Origin of the sequence: Jatrophihabitans lederbergiae, assembly GCF_031845305.1 — a bacterium.
In the GTDB taxonomy this organism is placed as follows: Bacteria; Actinomycetota; Actinomycetes; order Mycobacteriales; family Jatrophihabitantaceae; genus Jatrophihabitans_A; species Jatrophihabitans_A lederbergiae.
This window is the reverse complement of the sequence record NZ_JAVREH010000067.1, coordinates 1-16,273: the sequence shown is the minus strand read 5'-3', so window position 1 is coordinate 16,273 and position 16,273 is coordinate 1. Positions and strand designations below refer to the sequence as shown.

General features: G+C 67.5%; 15 protein-coding genes and 1 pseudogene. 9 read left to right on the top strand and 7 right to left on the bottom strand.

What is annotated here, in order from left to right:
- Positions 1 to 70 precede the first annotated feature (70 nt).
- Both RM423_RS22105 and RM423_RS22100 read left to right on the top strand, forming a co-directional pair.
- A complete protein-coding gene (locus RM423_RS22105; RefSeq protein ID WP_311425215.1) occupies positions 71 to 511 on the top strand; it encodes a hypothetical protein in 441 nt (146 codons plus the stop codon).
- Positions 480 to 1,214 carry a transposase gene (locus tag RM423_RS22100; RefSeq protein WP_311425214.1) on the top strand — a complete coding sequence of 245 codons (735 nt, stop codon included), beginning with the start codon at positions 480 to 482 and terminating at the stop codon, positions 1,212 to 1,214. Before RM423_RS22105 ends, RM423_RS22100 begins: the two co-directional genes overlap by 32 nt.
- 136 nt (positions 1,215 to 1,350) lie before the next feature.
- Here RM423_RS22100 and RM423_RS22095 read toward each other — a convergent pair whose 3' ends face one another.
- A complete protein-coding gene (locus tag RM423_RS22095) occupies positions 1,351 to 2,622 on the bottom strand; it encodes a multidrug effflux MFS transporter (protein WP_311425213.1) in 1,272 nt (423 codons plus the stop codon).
- Positions 2,623 to 2,639: 17 nt separating this feature from the next.
- On the bottom strand, positions 2,640 to 3,527 hold the full coding sequence (locus RM423_RS22090) for an NAD(P)H-binding protein (RefSeq protein WP_311425212.1): 888 nt from the start codon (positions 3,525 to 3,527) through the stop codon (positions 2,640 to 2,642).
- Positions 3,528 to 3,601: 74 nt separating this feature from the next.
- On the opposite strand from RM423_RS22090, the gene RM423_RS22085 reads away from it, so the two are divergent.
- The 3 genes from RM423_RS22085 to RM423_RS22075 all read left to right on the top strand — a co-directional run bounded on the left by RM423_RS22085 (position 3,602) and on the right by RM423_RS22075 (position 6,018).
- Entirely contained in the window at positions 3,602 to 4,036 is a 435-nt protein-coding gene (locus RM423_RS22085; RefSeq protein WP_311425211.1) for an Rrf2 family transcriptional regulator, read from the top strand.
- A gap of 325 nt (positions 4,037 to 4,361) precedes the next feature.
- Positions 4,362 to 5,327 carry a hypothetical protein gene (locus tag RM423_RS22080; RefSeq protein ID WP_311425210.1) on the top strand — a complete coding sequence of 322 codons (966 nt, stop codon included), beginning with the start codon at positions 4,362 to 4,364 and terminating at the stop codon, positions 5,325 to 5,327.
- Between the two features lie 205 nt (positions 5,328 to 5,532).
- Positions 5,533 to 6,018, top strand: coding sequence for a hypothetical protein (locus RM423_RS22075; RefSeq protein ID WP_311425209.1), 486 nt, complete (start codon positions 5,533 to 5,535; stop codon positions 6,016 to 6,018).
- A gap of 382 nt (positions 6,019 to 6,400) precedes the next feature.
- On the opposite strand, the gene RM423_RS22070 is transcribed toward RM423_RS22075, so the two are convergent.
- Positions 6,401 to 7,108 (bottom strand): TetR/AcrR family transcriptional regulator, encoded by a 708-nt coding sequence (locus RM423_RS22070; protein ID WP_311425208.1) that lies wholly within the window; start codon positions 7,106 to 7,108, stop codon positions 6,401 to 6,403.
- 80 nt (positions 7,109 to 7,188) lie between these two features.
- On the opposite strand from RM423_RS22070, the gene RM423_RS22065 reads away from it, so the two are divergent.
- From RM423_RS22065 to RM423_RS25995, 4 genes and pseudogenes are all read left to right on the top strand, one after another.
- Complete coding sequence (locus tag RM423_RS22065) at positions 7,189 to 8,100, top strand: MBL fold metallo-hydrolase (protein WP_311425207.1); 912 nt, start codon at positions 7,189 to 7,191, stop codon at positions 8,098 to 8,100.
- The gene (locus tag RM423_RS22060; RefSeq protein WP_311425206.1) at positions 8,097 to 9,956 is read left to right on the top strand and encodes a Rid family detoxifying hydrolase; all 1,860 of its coding nucleotides are present in this window, start codon (positions 8,097 to 8,099) and stop codon (positions 9,954 to 9,956) included. Before RM423_RS22065 ends, RM423_RS22060 begins: the two co-directional genes overlap by 4 nt.
- Positions 9,957 to 10,094: 138 nt before the next feature.
- Positions 10,095 to 11,360 (top strand): alpha-hydroxy acid oxidase, encoded by a 1,266-nt coding sequence (locus RM423_RS22055; protein WP_396327828.1) that lies wholly within the window; start codon positions 10,095 to 10,097, stop codon positions 11,358 to 11,360.
- Between the two features lie 348 nt (positions 11,361 to 11,708).
- Positions 11,709 to 12,069, top strand: a pseudogene (locus tag RM423_RS25995) (helix-turn-helix domain-containing protein); the annotation flags it as partial.
- A gap of 447 nt (positions 12,070 to 12,516) precedes the next feature.
- On the opposite strand, the gene RM423_RS22045 reads toward RM423_RS25995, so the two are convergent.
- The 4 genes from RM423_RS22045 to RM423_RS22030 all read right to left on the bottom strand — a co-directional run bounded on the left by RM423_RS22045 (position 12,517) and on the right by RM423_RS22030 (position 16,024).
- Positions 12,517 to 13,290, bottom strand: coding sequence for an SDR family NAD(P)-dependent oxidoreductase (locus RM423_RS22045; RefSeq protein WP_311425203.1), 774 nt, complete (start codon positions 13,288 to 13,290; stop codon positions 12,517 to 12,519).
- A 66-nt stretch (positions 13,291 to 13,356) separates the two neighbouring features.
- The gene (gene hisD, locus RM423_RS22040) at positions 13,357 to 14,685 is read right to left on the bottom strand and encodes a histidinol dehydrogenase (protein WP_311425202.1); all 1,329 of its coding nucleotides are present in this window, start codon (positions 14,683 to 14,685) and stop codon (positions 13,357 to 13,359) included.
- A 77-nt stretch (positions 14,686 to 14,762) separates the two neighbouring features.
- Positions 14,763 to 15,611: an SMP-30/gluconolactonase/LRE family protein gene (locus RM423_RS22035; RefSeq protein WP_311425201.1), complete on the bottom strand. Its 849-nt coding sequence runs from the start codon at positions 15,609 to 15,611 to the stop codon at positions 14,763 to 14,765.
- Positions 15,608 to 16,024, bottom strand: coding sequence for a response regulator (locus RM423_RS22030; protein ID WP_311425200.1), 417 nt, complete (start codon positions 16,022 to 16,024; stop codon positions 15,608 to 15,610). Before RM423_RS22030 ends, RM423_RS22035 begins: the two co-directional genes overlap by 4 nt.
- Positions 16,025 to 16,273: the final 249 nt, after the last annotated feature.

The window sequence follows — 16,273 nt, the reverse complement described above, 5'->3', positions numbered from 1 at the left end:
TTCGTAAGGGCTTGCGAACGCGTCCACCAAGCGTGGGCTGCGGTCCCGGAAGGCGATGAATGCCCGAGCCATGAGCATCGATCACCACCCGGGCGTGGAAGACGAGCTTTGCGCTCCGCATGTGTTCGCGTTCGGCCACGTCCGCCAGCTCGACGCGATCGCCGCCCGGCTGGTCGCCAATCTCGCTGGGCAGACGCCGCTGCTGGCTGATGCGGCCCGGATCGCCTATCTCGATGTTGATGACACGATCCGGGCGACCTACGGCTACGCCGAGCAAGGAGCCGGCTACGGCTACTCCGGCGTGAAGGGGCTCAACGCCTTGATCGCCGCACTCCCGACCCCCAGCAGCGCGCCGGTGATCGTGGCCACAAGGCTGCGCAAGGGCTCGGCGAACTCCGCGCGGCGCCGCCCGGCTGGTCGCCGACGCTCTGCGCACCAGCCGGGCCTGCGGCGCTGGCGGCAAGGGCGGGTTGCTGGTGGTGCGGGCCGACTCGGCCTACTACGGGCGTGAGGTGATCGCCGCGGCTCGCCGGGGCGGGGCCCGGTTCTCGATCACCGCCCGCCAGGACGCCGCGGTGAAGCGGGCGATCGCCGGGATCAGCGAGGACGCATGGACCACGATCCGCTACCCGCACGCGGTCTTCGACGAGCAACTGCAGCAGTGGGCCAGCGACGCCCAAGTCGCCGAGGTGCCGTTCACCGCGTTCACCTCGCGCGGGAAGAAGAACCAGATCACCGCCCGGTTGATCGTGCGCCGGGTTCGCGACCAAAACCCCGAGCACGTCGTCGCGGACGCCCAGGGTGAGCTGTTCGCGGCCTGGCGCCACCATGCGGTGTTCACCAACTCGCCCCTGATGATGGTGCAGGCCGAGGCCGACCACCGTCGGCACTCGATCATCGAACAAGTCATCGCCGACCTCAAAGGCGGCCCGCTCGCGCACCTGCCGTCGGGGAAGTTCAACGCCAACGGCGCGTGGCTGGCGCTGGCCGCGATGGCGTTCAACCTGACCCGCGCCGCCGGCGCGCTGGCCTCGTTGTTCCACGCCCGAGCGACCACGGCCACCATCCGTCGGCAGCTGATCAACATTCCAGCCCGGCCGGTCCGCTCCGCACGCCGCATCCACCTCCGACTACCGACGAACTGGCCCTGGGCCGACGCCTGGCTCGACCTGTTCAGCGCCGCCCTCGGGCCACCACCCGCAGCCGCTGCCTGACCACCCGGCCAACGGCCACGACGAAAGATCATCAGTGGAACGGCCGGGCAGACCGGCAGCTCTGGCGCGCCCGCACCGCCCTCACATCCGGTCAAGATCAAGGACTCAGCGGCGATTCACTTCGGTGCATCCGGGCTTAGCGGCGCGATCGAGGATCCGCTGCCGCTGCCGCTGCTGCTCCAAGCCGGCCGAGGTCGGGCGTGCCTGTCGGGTGGCGGGGGGTGCGGGTGAGCGTGAGGTAGGCGAGCAGCGATAGGCAGCCAAGGACGGCCATGACGACGCCCATCGGTATCGCGGTGCGGGTGCCTGCGGCGCCGGCGAGGGGGGCGAGCGTGCCGCCGATGAGGAACTGGGAGAAGCCGAGCAGCGCCGCGGCGGCGCCGGCGTGTTCGCCGTGGTCCTGCAGGGCGAGCGCGGCGGCGTTGGGCAGGACGAGACCCACGCTGGTGACGCTGACGAACAGGGCAGCGAGCAGGGGTTCGAGGCCGGGGCCGGTGACGGCGGCGAGCAGCACCCCGACGCCGCCGGCGGCGCTGCCGGCCAGTCCGGTGGCCAGCAGCGCTCGGGCGCCGGCGCGGTGCACCAGCCGCCCGCTCAGCTGTGCCGCGGCGACCAGGCCGAGGGCGTTGACCGCGAACACCCCGCTGTAGGCCTGCGGGGACAGCCCGTGGATCTCCTGCAGCACGTAGGGCGAGCCGGAGATGTAGGCGAACATCGCCGCGAACGCAAGGCCGTTGGCGAGCACGTACCCCACGAACACTCGGTCGGCGAGCAGTCGAGTGAAGACCGGCCTGATTGCCCGCATGCCGCCTGGGCGGCGCCGTAGGGGCGGCAGCGTCTCGGGCAGGCCGATCAAGCTGACCAGGAGGATGACGCCGCTGAGAGCGGCCAACGCCACGAAGATCCCCTGCCAGCCGGTGACCCGCAGCAGCTGGCCGCCGGCGATGGGGGCCAAGACCGGGGCGACCCCGGCCACGAGCATCAGCAGGGCGAAAACCCGGGCCGCTGCGGCGCCGGCGGTCCGGTCGCGGACCACCGCGTTAGCGATGACGAGGCCGAACGCGCCGCCGATGCCCTGCACCAGACGCAGGGCGACCAGGGCCCAGACGTCGGAGGCAAGTGCGCAGAGCAACCCGGCGACCGTATAGAGGGCCAGTCCGGCGAGCAGGGGGCGACGCCGGCCGAGCGCGTCGCTGAGCGGGCCGGCCAGCAGCTGCCCGACGGCGAGGCCGAGCAGGCAGGCGGTGATGGTGAGCTGGGCGCCGGACGCGCTGGCGCTCAGGTCCCGGGTCAGCTTCGGCAGGCCTGGCACGTAGGCGTCGATCGACAACGGACCGAGCGCCACCAGGGCGCCGAGGATGAGGATCAGCCGAGCAATGCCGGGCCGGTCAGACGGCGCGGAACTCATCGTTGTTCTGGCTTGCCTCATCGGTGGTGGAGCTCAGCTGGTGATGCTGATCCGGCGGCGGAGGGCAGCAGGGTCTCCAGCGGTGCTGGAGCCGCACCCGACAGGCGCTGCACCGCGTCGCTGACGGCGCCCAGGTGGCCGAGACGGATCGCGGCGCCGAACGAGGTAAGACCGCCGGCCAGAGCCTCGGGGACGCCGGCCGTGACCAGGGCCGCGGTGTAGGCGTCGTCGTCGAGCTGCTGGACCTCCACTGGACGGGCACCGAGGCCGGCTGCGAGACGGGCCATGTCCTGCGCGTCGAAGGCCCGCGGGCCGGTGACGTCAAAGACGGTGTCGTCCACCTCGCGGCTGACGAGCGCACCGGCGGCCGCCGCGGCGCAGTCGGCCCGCGTGACGTAGGCGGCGCGTCCTGCACCTGTGTTGGTGACGTAGCGCCCAGATGACGCGGCGTGCTGCAGCGCGTCGAGCTGGTACTCGGCGTAGAGGTTGTTGCGCAGCACCGTCCAACGCAGCCCGCTGTCGCGCAGCGCCGCCTCGGTCGCCGCGTGGTCGGGGACGACGAAGGCGGGGTTGTCGGCGGTCGGTTCTGGCACCGAGGTGTAGACGATGCGCCGCACGCCGGCCCTCGCCGCGGTGCTGACGGCCGCCTGGTGCTGCGGGACCCGCGCCCCGACCGCGTCGGTGGAGATCAGCAGCAACTCGCTGGTCCCGTCGAACGCGGCAGGGAGCGTGTCGGGATGGGAGAAGTCCCCGGCCCGCACGTTCACCCCCCGCGCGGCCAGGTCGGCGAGCCGATCGGGACTGCGGGTGACGAGCACAAGCTCCTCCGGCTCGACGCGGCGCAGCAGTGCTTCGGCGGCGAGCCGGCCCAGCGGCCCGGACGCCCCGGTGATCGCGTACTTCATGACAACCCTTCCGTAGCCGTCGTTGTTACAGTTCTGACTGTAGCCGGGCCGATGGCGGATGGCAATATGGAGGTATGCCACCAGCGACCAACACGCGCTTCGCCGTCGCCGTGCACGTGCTCACCTACCTGGCCGGGGTCGAGCCCGGCCAGGCGGTGAGCTCGGAGGAGTTGGCTGGCAGCGTGAACGTCAACCCGGTACACATCCGACGCGTCCTCGGGCCGCTGCGCGAAGCCGGTCTAGTGCAGTCGCGCTCGGGACAGCACGGGGGGTGGACCCTCGGCCGCCCCGCCGAAGCGATCGGGTTGGACGAGCTATGGTCGCTCGTCGGCGGCGCGGATCGGGTGGTCGGCATGCACGGGCCGAACCCATCGTGTCCCGTCGGGCTCGGGATCGCCTCCGCCATGGCCGAGATCGAGTGTCAGCTCAGCGCCGTCGTGCGCGCCGAGCTCGCCCGTCGCACGGTCCGCGACCTGCTGGACCACGTTCACGGCCCGCCGGCCCGCTGACGACCTGCCTTGCCGGCTCTTCACACTTGAGCGGGGTGGCGTCCTGATCTGAGGCTCGTGGCCTCGACATGCTGGCGGTTCTCACACTGCTAGCCGCGAGGACCACGAGCTATGGATGACCGTTCGATGTTGCTGTTCGCCCTGTCCGATTTCCGGGTGCTGAAGGTTTCGGGTGGCGATGTGGGATTGTTTGTTTTGTGGCAGCCTTTCGGGTGGTTGTGCGGACGGACAGGACGGGGCGCGGCGGGGCGAGGTCCCCAGCGTTGTCGGTGTGCCCGAGGTGGAGGTGGGTGGGCGCTGTGGTTGCGGCGGTCCTGATGGCGGGATGCCAGAGCGGGTCACCCACCCCGCAGCGGGGTGCGGTCGCGGCACGTTGGACCAGCGCGACGGTGCGCCCGCCGGTAGCGGCTTCCTCGGCGCGGCCGCGATGGCTTCGGCCGCGCCGCCGCGGAGCAGCCCGGCACCGACGCCCTCGACACCGGCGCCCTCGACATCGGCGCCCCCGTTGCGGTTGCCCGATGGCGGGATGTCGATCGTGCCGCGGCTGCGGGTGGTCGCTTTCTACGGCGGCCCCGACGGTCCAGGGCTGGGGGTGTTGGGGGCGGGAACACCGGAGCAGGCCGCGGCAGCAGTGGCAGCCCAAGCCGCCGCCTTCGCCGGCTTCGGCCGAGCGGTGCAGCCGGCGATGGAACTACTGGCAAGCGTCGCCCAGGACACACCCGGCCCGGAGGGCACCTACTCCCGCCCCGTGACCGATACCCAGATCGCGGAGTATCTCGCGGTGGCACATGAGCACCGGATGCTGCTGATCCTCGACATCCAACCCGGCGGCGGGGAGTTCCTGCCCCAGGTCCAGGCATTGCAACCGTTCCTGCTCGACCCCGACGTCAGCGTGGCGTTGGACCCTGAATGGAAAGTCCCGCCCGGCCAAGCCCCGGGCAACGGCCGGATCGGATCATCCTCAGCCGCCAGCATCAACACCGTCGCGGCTTACCTGTCCGGGCTGATCACCGCACACCGGCTACCGGACAAGCTGCTGATCATCCACCAGTTCACTACGCCGATGCTGCCCGACCGCGACCAGATCACCACCCACCCCGGGGTAGAGCAAACCCTGCACGCCGACGGCGAAGGCACCCCCGCCGGCAAGGTCGCGGTCTATCACCAACTCGCATTTCCCACCCGGTTTCATACCGGGTTCAAGCTGTTCTACACCCAAGACACCCGCCTGATGAGCCCCGGCGAGGTGATGGCCCTGACCCCCCGACCCGACATCATCACCTACCAATAAACCCAGCAGCCAAGCATTGCGGGGTCCTCGGCCTCAGTAGGTGATGACCTCGCCCCCCAACCCCGGGGCGCCCGAGCGCCCACAGCACAACCTCTGTGGCCGGCAGTGACATAGTTGCACTTTCGAGCCCGTGTCTCATGACACCGTCGTGCAGCGAACACCGTTGGGGTCGACAAGTAGCAGACGAATGGCTGGAGAGACGGTCGTGACCAGCGACGCACGCGAAGGCGATCCATCATCGTTACAGCAGCTGACGTTCATCCGTGACGAGATCCGCTTCGAGATTGGCCTGCTCCATGACCGGGTCAACGCATTACTCGCGGCCGAGGCGTTCTTAACGATCGCCTACACCGCCGCCATGAGCAACGGCACCTCGTGGGGCGCAACTTTCTCGCGCATCGCTGCGCCGATCCTGTCCGTGCTGGGGCTATCCCTCGCGCTCCTGGCATGGCCGGGCGTCAACGCCACCGTAAAGATCGTTTTGGAGTGGACCTCCCGTGAACGCCGCCTGTTCGATGACAATCCGTCGCTGTTCGGCTCGGTTCTTGGGGGCCTCATCGCATCGAGCGGAAACCAGCACCACCTGGAATCTGTCCAGCAGCGAAGCATGCTGTTCTTCCGCGCCGTCCCGATCCTGTTCGTCGCCGTCTGGGCCGCGTTCACCGTGGTCACTGTCGCCGTACGACGCTGAATGAGCAAGCGGATCGACTGGTCAGTGCAACCACGATCCAGCGACTCGACGCGCCGCTATCAGCACAACGCACGTCACCTGACGTTGTGCGAGGAAGCGCGCCCAGCGGGCCCGGCCAGGTGCCTCGTCGAGGTGTTAAGAAACCACCGAGCTCGCGCGCCTGCAGGCGAAATTTCTGACACGGATTACTGACGTCATTCTCCTGGCGTGACGGCAACGACACACCGCACGATCGTCGTCTGAACCCGTGTCAGAAACCAGCGGAGTCGAACCGATGCTGTCGGTGAGTTCTCTTGCAGCTCGGCCATGACGACTTACCACTCACAACAGCTGCTACGTGCGGTCCCGCGCGAGTGTCCGTATCGAGCGGCAGGCGCGGGCATTACTTGCCTGACGTGTCGCGGCCGTGGCATGCTGCCACTCCTTGCAGGAAGACGTGCATCGAGTCTTCGAACGTTCCCCTGACCTCGAGTGAGTTGAGTTCTGCAGCGAGAGCATGAACGTGCAGGAAGCCGCGTTCGCTGGCGACCCGGGCCATTCTTTCGCAGGCCAGTCGTTGTTCGGGGAGTGTAAGTGCGGCCCGAGGCAGCTCGAAGACGATGTGGCCGAACGCGTGAGCCAGGATCTGCCAGAAAGCTCGGGCGGCGGGCGCGCCTGTGACGCCGGCCAAGTCGAGGCTTGTCAGCACGTCCTCTTCCAACCGAGCGAGGCCCTTGGAGTCCGCTGGCATGCGGCGCCCTACCAGGATCTGCACGATGCCCGGATGGTCCAGGAGGAGTGCGCGCCACGCTCCCAGTGAGCCGAGGATCCGCTGATCCCAACCATCGCGCACATGTCGCGGGGTCTCGAAGCGATCGAGCACCCGCAGGACAGTCTCATCGAGCAGCGCTTCCTTCGACGCGACGAATCGGTAAATCGTCATGGGCGAGATGTTCAGCCGATTGGCCACCGCACGCATGGACACAGCTTCGACCCCCCGTGTCATGCAGATGTCCAGCGCGACGTCAACGAGGTGTTCAAGGGTCGTCGGGGTGCCTCGTCGGGCGCCGGACTGCTCGACGGCACTGCTCGCGCTGCCTGAGGAACTCACGCTAGCAATGCTAGCCGTTTGCTTACGCTGTAACTGACTGATATACAGTGTATATGTCTCGTACGAAGGAAGGTCCTGGCGTGGATACCATTGAGTTGGGGGATGTTTCCATCACCCGCGTGTTCGACTGGCAGGGCCCAGTCGCGCCGATGGACGTGATGGTTCCGAACAGCACTCCGCAGCTGCTGGAGGACAACCGACGACTGCTCGCACCGGACTTCTGGGAGCCAGAGACGAGCAGCTACATCGTTGCGGTCCAGAGCTGGGTCATCCGAAGCCAAGGTCGCGTGATCGTGGTTGACACCGGCGCGGGTGACGGAAAACCACGACCGAACATGCCGCCGTTCAACGAACTGAGCACCGGCTACCCGGCGACGCTCGAAGCGGCAGGTGTGGCACCCGACGAGGTGGATCTCGTCGTTAACACCCATTTGCACGTCGACCACGTCGGGGGTAACACGGTTCGGGTCGGGGAGGCGTGGGTGCCACTGTTTCCCCGCGCTAAGTACCTGCTCTCGCGGATCGATGTCGAGTTCTGGCGGCCTGGCGCGCCCGTTCAACCAGTGGGTGCAGGTGTGAACGTCAACGTATTCGAGGACAGCGTGCAACCGGTTCTGGATGCTGACCAGGCCCTGCTGTGGGACGACTCCTACCAAATCGATTCCGCCTTGCGCATTGAACTCGCACCAGGTCACACACCTGGACATGCCATCGTAAAGCTCGAGTCCGCAGGCGAGTCGGCTGCCCTCGTCGGCGATCTGCTGCACAGCCCCCTTCAGGTGGAGCACAGCGACTTCCACAGCTGCTTCTGCGAGGACCCGCAGGAGGCCAAGCAGTCACGGGAGCGGCTGCTGGGATGGGCAGCCGACACCGGTGCACTCGTCGTCCCTGCACATTTTTCTGGCCATGGCGCCTTCAAGGTGACGCGCATCGGCGGCCGCTTTGCAATAGCTGGCTGGGCTCCGTTCGACCGTCAATCGCCGGCACAGTGAGCAGCACGGTTCGGCGTATCACCACAGGTCTCCTCGAAGGTGTCAGCGAAGGCGCCGCCGACGTGTTCCGCGGGATTCCGTACGCTGCGACACCTATTGGGCATGGCCGATTCGCGGCACCAGCGCCGCACCCGGGCTGGGTCGACCAGCCGCGGGACGCGAGTCGCTTCGGTGGCACCCAGCCTCAGGCGCGTCGGGGCAATTTTGGTGCCCTCGACATGACGCCATACTTTGGTCCTGGCTGGATCGCAGAAGGCGACAACCTCACGCTCAATATCTGGTCGCCCAAAGCAGCTCTGGATGGGTTAGCACCGGTCCTCGTTTATGTGCATGGCGGTGGCTTCCTCGGCGGCGCCGCCCAGGCTTCGTTGTACGGCGGGGACTCCTTCGCCAGGGACGGCGTCGTCTTCGTCTCGCTCAGCTATCGCACCGGTATCGCCGGCTTCCTACGCCTTCCTGACGCACCGGACAACCGCGGATTGCTCGATGTGGTCGCAGCTCTTCGCTGGGTGCAACAAGAAATTACGGTTTTCGGCGGTGATCCGCGAAAGGTCACGTTGGCCGGTCAGTCCGCCGGCGCAACCCTCGTAGCCGCAGTGTTGGCGCACGAGGAAAGCAGTGGACTGGTTCAGCGCGCGATCGTACAGAGCGGCAGTGGGCGGGGCGCCCTGACCCAAGCGCAAGCCGACGTCGTGACACAGCGCCTTGCCCGGCATCTCCATGTGGCGCCGACCGCTGATGCGTTCGGCGACATCGACGACGCCACGCTGATCGGCGCGCTTCCAGCCCTGGTCGGGATCGACCTGCGGGTCGGGAATCACGTCGACCCTCTCGCCGGTCTAACGCCGTTCGGGCCAGTTCTCGACGAACAGCCTGCGACAGCCATCGCCCGAGGGGTCGGTGCCCGGGTCAACTTACTGATTGGCTCCAACACTGAGGAGGGCAACCTCTACTTGGTGCCGAACGGCGCATCGGACACCACCGCGGAGTCCGAGACGATCGCGACGGCAGTGTCTACGCTGCCGCGCGGGAGTGACCCAATCGGCACGGTCGACAAGCTGCGGGCCTTGCATCCAGCGGCGCCTTGGGGCGAGCTCCGGTCGGCGATTCTTACTGAAGCTATGTTTACCACGGGCACTCGGGCCCTTGCAGACGCGTACGCGATCAGAGGATCGGCCGTCTACGAGTATCAGTTCGCGTGGCGCTCGCCCGCGCTTGGCGGTCGCCTTGGTGCCGCACATACCGTGGAGCTGCCGTTCGTATTCGATCGCCTCGACGCAACCGATCTTCAGGGTGATGGTGCGCTGCTCGGCGAAGGTCTACCGCCGCAGCGTCTCGCCGCCCGGATGCACACCGCCTGGGTCAGCTTCATCTCGGGGGAGCAGCCGGGCTGGAGCCGCTCGACGGCCGCACGGCGCCGCCTGTGCGTCATAGTCGACGGTGACCAGTGGGAGCTCGAGGACACGGCACGGGTACTACCGCTGCAGTCCCGCCTGCAGCCGCCTGCGATTGGGCCGTACTCGCCCGCCGTCGCCGCCGGTGGCTTCGTCTACGTCTCCGGCCAACTTCCGCTCGACCCAGACACTGGACGAGTAGTCGATGGAGGAGTCGCTGCGCAAACCAAGCAAGCGATCACAAACATCGCGAGCGTGCTTGGCGCGGCAGGCCTAGACCTTCAAGCCGTCATCAAGACCACCGTTCTGCTCACGGACATCAATGACCTCACCGAGGTCAACGACGAGTACGCACGGCACTTTAATGGCACAGCACCGGCCCGAGCTGCATACCAGGTTGCCGCCCTTCCTCAACAGGCGCGCGTCGAGATTGAGGCCGTCGCAATATTGGCGTCCCCATGAGGTACGTGGCAACGGCCTACAATTTCATCGGTGGCGCAATTCGTCGTCTCCTCTGCTGGCAACTGCGTTGAACAATCAGCCCGCACAGCCGCCAGGACTTATTACGCAGCGTTTTATCCAGGAACTTGGCACTGTCTAATGACTATTCAGCGACAGATCCCCAAGCTGCGCGACCTCGCGCCGCTAATGCAGTTCAAGAAGCCGACGATCTCGGCGAAGAAGCGCCGCCTTGAGAGCGCGCTGACGATCGAGGACCTGCGCCGGATTGCGAAGCGTCGCACGCCCACCGCGCCGTTCGACTACTGCGACGGCTCGGCCGAGGGTGAGATCTCAATCATGCGCGCACGGCAGGCGTGGCGCGACGTCGAGTTCCACCCGTCGATCCTGCACGACGTCGCGGACGTGTCGACCGCATGGGACGTGCTCGGCAAGCCGGTGGCGCTCCCGTTCGGCATCGCTCCGACTGGCTTCACCCGAATGATGCAGACCGAGGGCGAGATCGCCGGTTCGACCGCGGCAGCCGCTGCGGGCATCCCCTTCTCGCTGTCGACGATGGCCACCACCTCGATCGAGGACATCGCCCGCGCTACGGTAGATGTCCGGCCCGCGCGCAACTGGTTTCAGTTGTACCTGTGGAAGGAACGCGAGCGGTCGATGGGACTCCTCCGCCGCGCCGCCGAGGCAGGCTTCGACGCGCTGCTCGTCACTGTCGACGTGCCGGTCGCCGGTGCGCGGCTACGCGACAGACGCAATGGCATGAGCATCCCGCCCGCGCTGACTCCCGGCACCGTCTTCGACGCGCTGCCGCGACCGGCATGGTGGATCAGCTTCCTCACCACCGAGCCGCTCGCGTTCGCGTCGCTCGACCGCTGGTCCGGCACCGTGGCAGAGCTGCTCAACACGATGTTCGATCCCACGGTGACGTTCAAGGACCTCGCTTGGATACGCGACCAGTGGCCCGGAAAGTTCGTCGTCAAGGGAGTACAGAACCTCGACGACGCGGTCAAGCTCGCCGAGTTCGGTGTTGACGCGATCATTCTGTCCAATCACGGCGGGCGGCAGCTCGACCGCGCCCCTATTCCCTTCCACTTGCTGCCCGACGTGGTGCAGGAGTTCAAGGGCGCGCCGACGAAGCCCGAACTGTGGGTTGACACGGGCATCTTGTCCGGCGCCGACGTCGTGGCCGCAGTGGCGCTCGGTGCACGCTTCACGCTTGTCGGCCGCGCTTACCTCTACGGTCTGATGGCCGGCGGACGCGAGGGGGTCGACCGGACGATCGATATCCTGCGCGCTGAGATCGAGCGCACCATGCGCCTGCTCGGCGTCAACCGTCTCGAGGATCTGCATCCGGGACACGTGACGCAGCTGGAGCGGCTCGTGCCGCGGCCGCGGTCGCGGCACTGACACCGCCAATGTTGACCGACGCAACAAGGAGGCAGCAGACCACATCGCGATTTACGGGCTCATCGCATCACAAGGCGTAGTCGACGTTCGAATCCGCCGGTTGTCGAGTAGGGCGCGGCTCACTGACGCATCTGCCACCACCGGCGCCTTCGCATCAAATTAGGTCCGGCACTCGACGCGGCGGCGCCAGCGTCTCACTTCCTTGGAGATGAGACGCCACCACCCAGTGGCCGGTAGTGCTCCGACACGCCGGTGATGTGCATCCAGGTTCAACGTATCGCGGACCGTGCGCCCCGGAACGTGTCGCCGTACAGCTCAAGCGTCCTGCTTCGCGGTCGACACCCGCGCGTGATCCACGACGTGGCCGGTAGGGGAGTGGGCGTGCGCAACCTGGCCGACCCGATCAAGGTTGACTCGGCCAACCCGAACGGTCCGATGGCGCAGCTGGCCGTGGTGATGCTGGCGTTGTTCGCGCAGATGGAACGCACGTACATGCTCGAGCGGGTCGCCCACGCCCGGTCGGTCGCTGTAGCGCATGGCCGGCAAGTCGGGCGGCCGGTGACCGTGGAGGCGGCCAAGCTGGACTATGCCGTCCCTGCGCGACGAGGTTGGGCTCACCCTGCCTCAGATCGTCGAGCGCACCGGGCTGACCCGGTCGACGCTGTACCGGCACCTACCACCGCGACCGGCCACGGCGCTGACCGTGGCCGTCCCTGCGGGCCGGTACGCCTGCCAGGTCGACGTCACGAAGTCGGTTGAAGCAGCCGAGCTGGTCGCGCACGACCAGCCGGCTGAGCGAGCGGTGTGGGCGGATGTCGACGATCAAGGGATCTTGCAAAGTGTCACGTGGCCGACTGGGTACCGCCCGCCGTGCCCGGTGTGCACCCGGCCCACCAGCGGACTACGCGAACGCACCTCACGCGTGGGCCGCGAACTGGTCGTGGTGGCCGTCGCGCAGCCCTGCGGCTGCGGCGTCGAGGACCACGCCGCCGCACTCCAAACGGGTGCACCCGCCACCTGTTGAACGGCTTTTGACCTGCCTGCTTCGACGTGGCTGGTGCTGCGGTACCTGATCGGCGTTGGCGTCATCATTTTTGTACACGGGCAGTGGTGCATCCGTCGTCCGACAGAAGGTGGACTGGCGACAACGTCGTGCTTATCGTGCGACCATCCCGGCGGACAGGTCGATGTCCGCGCAGTGCATGCCCGTCATGTGCAGCATCGCCACGACGGCGTCGCCCACCTCGTGTTCTTCGACGAGCCGGTTCAGGGTGGCCCGGCCGGTGAAGGCGCGCTCGGCCTCGGCCTCGGTGATGCCCAGTCGCTCGGCTTCGAGGCGGAAGTTGCGCGCCATCCGCGGCCCGCGCACCGGCCCGGGGGAGAGGCTGTTGACGCGGACGCCGGTCGGCCCGACCTCGGCGCCCAAAGTGTTCGTCAGCCCGAGCACGGCCATCTTCGACGCCGTGTAGGGCGTGCGCATCGCCAGCGGACGTTTGCCGCTGACCGACGCCAGGTTGATCACGTCGCCGGTACCGCGCTCGATCATCGGCGGCAGGAACGCCTTGCACATGAGGAACATGCCGCGCACGTTGACGGCAAACACGTCGTCCCACTCGTCGGCGTCGATCTCGACCAGCGGCTTGACCGGCCCGGCCACGCCGGCGTTGTTGACCAGAACGGAGACCCGTTCATCGGTGATCGAAGCGGCCAGCGCGTCGACCGAACCCGGCTCGGCAACATCCACGGTGGCCACCCGCGACGGCCCGCTCAGCAGGGCGGCCGTCTCCTGCAGCGCGTCGACGCGACGCCCGCATAAGACGACCCGGGCGCCGGCGCCGGACAGCGCGACCGCGATGGCCCGACCAAGGCCGTTGCCCGCGCCGGTGACCAGCGCGGTCCGGCCCCGGACACGACCGACAGGGTCGGTCATCAGCCGGTTTCGGCGGCTGGACGGCACAAAGATGAACCAGCCGCCAACAGCGCAGTGATGCAGAACTCAGGCATGAGCCGGAACGGTACCGAACTGGTGCTCCGTCCACGCCAGCTTCGCGTCGCCATACTTGGCTGCGCGCACGTCACCCGAGCGGGCGTGGCCCTCGAACAGCTCAACGCGCGCCGCACGGCCGCACAGCTCACCCAATAATGCGCTGGACTCGGTATTCGTGACCTCCTGGTACGTGACCGTCTTGAGGTACTTGCCGACCCACAGGCCGCCAGTGAACCGCGCCGAGCCCCGGGTGGGCAGGACGTGGTTGGTGCCGATGACCTTGTCGCCGTAGGACACGCAGGTGCCCTCGCCCAGGAACAGCGCGCCAAAGTTCTTCATCTTCTCCAGCGCCTGGCGCGGGTTCGCCGTCAACACCTGGACGTGCTCCGAGGCGTAGCTGTCGGCGACGGCGAACGCCTCGTCCAGGGTGTCGGTGACGACGACCTCACCGTGGTTGCGCCAGGCCGGCTCGGCCATGTCCCTGGTCGGCATGTCGACCAGGATCTGGTCGATGTGCTCTATCGCCCTGCGCGCGACGGTTTCGCTGGTCGTGACCAGGACGGCGGGGCTGTCCGGACCGTGCTCGGCCTGGCTGAGCAGGTCGACCGCGACGACGAACGGGTCGGCGCCGTCGTCGGCAATGACGAGGATTTCGGTGGGGCCGGCGAACAGGTCGATGCCTACCTCGCCGAACAGCGTCCGCTTGGCCTCGGCGACGTAGGCGTTACCCGGGCCGGCCAGCAGGTTCACCGGCGCGATGGTCTCGGTTCCCACGGTGAGCGCGGCGACGGCCTGCACACCGCCCAACAGGTAGATCTCGTCCGCGCCGGCCATCGCCATCGCCGCGATCGTGGCGGCGGGGATCTCGCCCCGAATGGGCGGAGTGCAGGCGGCGACGCGAGGCACGCCGGCGACCTTGGCCGTCACGATGGTCATGTGCGCCGAGGCCGTCAGCGGATAGCGACCACCCGGGATGTAGGCGCCCACGGCCTGGACCGGGACGTTCTTCTGGCCCAGGGTGACGCCGGGCAGCGTCTCCACCTCGAAGTCGGTGATCGACTCGCGTTGCTTCGTGGCGAAGTTGCGGACCTGCGTCTGCACGAACTCGATGTCCTTGATCACCTGCTCGGGCACCCCGGCCACGATCTCCTCTATCTGCGCGTGGCTCAATCGGAACGACTTCGGGCTCCACTTGTCGAACTTCTCCGAGTACTTGCGGACGGCGGCGTCACCGTTGGCACGGATGTCGGCAATGACGTCACTGACGACGGCCTTGACCTCGTCGTCGCTGGCGATCGACTTGTCGACCGCGTCGGGCTTCTTCAGATAGGTGGGCATCGCTAGCCTCTCGGTGTTTGGACTCGGTTTAGCCGCATTAGGCGGCGACGCGTCGACTAATTAGTTGGTGAACGAAGTCAAGGCCGTCCGGCCCCGGCAGTATCAACTCGGAGTCGGTGAATCAGTCCACGGCTGCTTCCTTGGGCCAACTCGGCCATAGTTGTCGCGGCGCTGCACAGGTACAGGTCGCGTCGGTCGGGGCCGCCGAGCACGCAGGCGACGGCCAGGCGACCGTCCGCGGGCAGGACCTGGAGAACTGCGCCGTCGGGGGCCACGTGCCAGAATTCGCCTGCCTCGAGGAGGGCCACCCAGACGTTGCCGTCGTGATCGACGCACAGGCCGTCGCACAGACCGGGCAGATCGATTACGGTCCGGGCTTCGGATAACCGACCGTCGCTTCCGATCCGGAAGCGGGTGACGCGGCGGGCCGTCGTCTCGGACAGCCAGAGTGTGTGAGACGGTTCGTCGAGCGCGGCTCCATTGGGGAACTGCACGCCGGAGGCGGCCACGACGGGCGTCATGTCGCCGCCGGTGTCCACGGTGATCACCGCGCCTGCGCGAGGCGGCTCGCCGGCCATCAGGTTGAAGCCTGTGTCACCGACGTACGCGCGGCCACGGGCGTCGACGACCATATCGTTGAGCAGCCCGTGCACCATGGGGGAGAGATCTGCGAGCATCTGCAGGCTGGTTCCGTCCCAGCGCCACAGTCGCCGGTCCAAGGCGCCGGCGATGAGCAGTGACCCGTCGGGTAGAAAACCCAAGCCGGCGGGACGGCCTGGCACATCGACGACGGTCCGAACGGTGCCGGCGGTGTCCACGGCCTTGACTGCATAGGCGTGTACGTCGGAGAACCACAACTCACCGTCGTACCAGCGTGGAGATTCGGGGTAGACGGCGTCATGGGTGACAAGCTCTGGCCGGGTCATGGCGTCCTTAACGGATCCAGGTTCGAGACCACCGCACGTCGGACGGCGTCGAGAACCACTTCGGGCTTGCCGTCCTTGTGCACGAACCACCTGGCGCCCGCGGTGAGTGCGGCGACGCGCAGTCCACCGTGCGAGCTCATGGCGACTACCGGCACCGGCAGCGCGGACAGCGTCGAGACGAGCTGCAGGCCGCTTTCGGCGTCAGGCAGGAGCAGGTCGACGATGGCGACGTCTGGTCGTAATTCGATCGCGAGCCGGAGCATGTCAGCGGGGTTGCCCGACGCTGCGGGGACCTCGAAACCGCCGGCCGCCGTCAGCAAGCGGGTCAGCGCTGCCCGTACCCGCCGGTCGTCGTCGCCGATGAGCACCCGGACGACCCGGCCGGCGGAATTGGCGGACTCGCTCGTGGACACATCTCGACTCAACCAAATGACAAGCTTCGGCGCATCGTCCTAGGACTGTTTGCCGACGCGACAATCGCCCGCTCCTGCCGGGTCATCCGTCCTGTTAGGGCCGGTACCGACGGGGTTGTTCAGACGGGCCTTCGCCCCGAAAAGTGGACACGCGATTTGATTGTTATGCGGCCGGTCGTAGCGTAGCCGCGGTGGTGGTGTTCTCGTAGGTGATCGGGCTGCGGTAGCCGCAGGCGGAGTGCCGGCGGC

Bases quoted from the DNA above. Each gene is read 5' to 3' on its own strand.
- RM423_RS22105 (WP_311425215.1), top strand. From the start codon at position 71: ATGAGCATCGATCACCACCCGGGCGTGGAAGACGAGCTTTGCGCTCCG.
- RM423_RS22095 (WP_311425213.1), bottom strand. From the start codon at position 2,622: ATGAGTTCCGCGCCGTCTGACCGGCCCGGCATTGCTCGGCTGATCCTC.
- RM423_RS22090 (WP_311425212.1), bottom strand. From the start codon at position 3,527: ATGAAGTACGCGATCACCGGGGCGTCCGGGCCGCTGGGCCGGCTCGCC.
- RM423_RS22085 (WP_311425211.1), top strand. From the start codon at position 3,602: ATGCCACCAGCGACCAACACGCGCTTCGCCGTCGCCGTGCACGTGCTC.
- RM423_RS22080 (WP_311425210.1), top strand. From the start codon at position 4,362: ATGCCAGAGCGGGTCACCCACCCCGCAGCGGGGTGCGGTCGCGGCACG.
- RM423_RS22055 (WP_396327828.1), top strand. From the start codon at position 10,095: ATGACTATTCAGCGACAGATCCCCAAGCTGCGCGACCTCGCGCCGCTA.
- RM423_RS22045 (WP_311425203.1), bottom strand. From the start codon at position 13,290: ATGACCGACCCTGTCGGTCGTGTCCGGGGCCGGACCGCGCTGGTCACC.
- hisD (WP_311425202.1), bottom strand. From the start codon at position 14,685: ATGCCCACCTATCTGAAGAAGCCCGACGCGGTCGACAAGTCGATCGCC.
- RM423_RS22035 (WP_311425201.1), bottom strand. From the start codon at position 15,611: ATGACCCGGCCAGAGCTTGTCACCCATGACGCCGTCTACCCCGAATCT.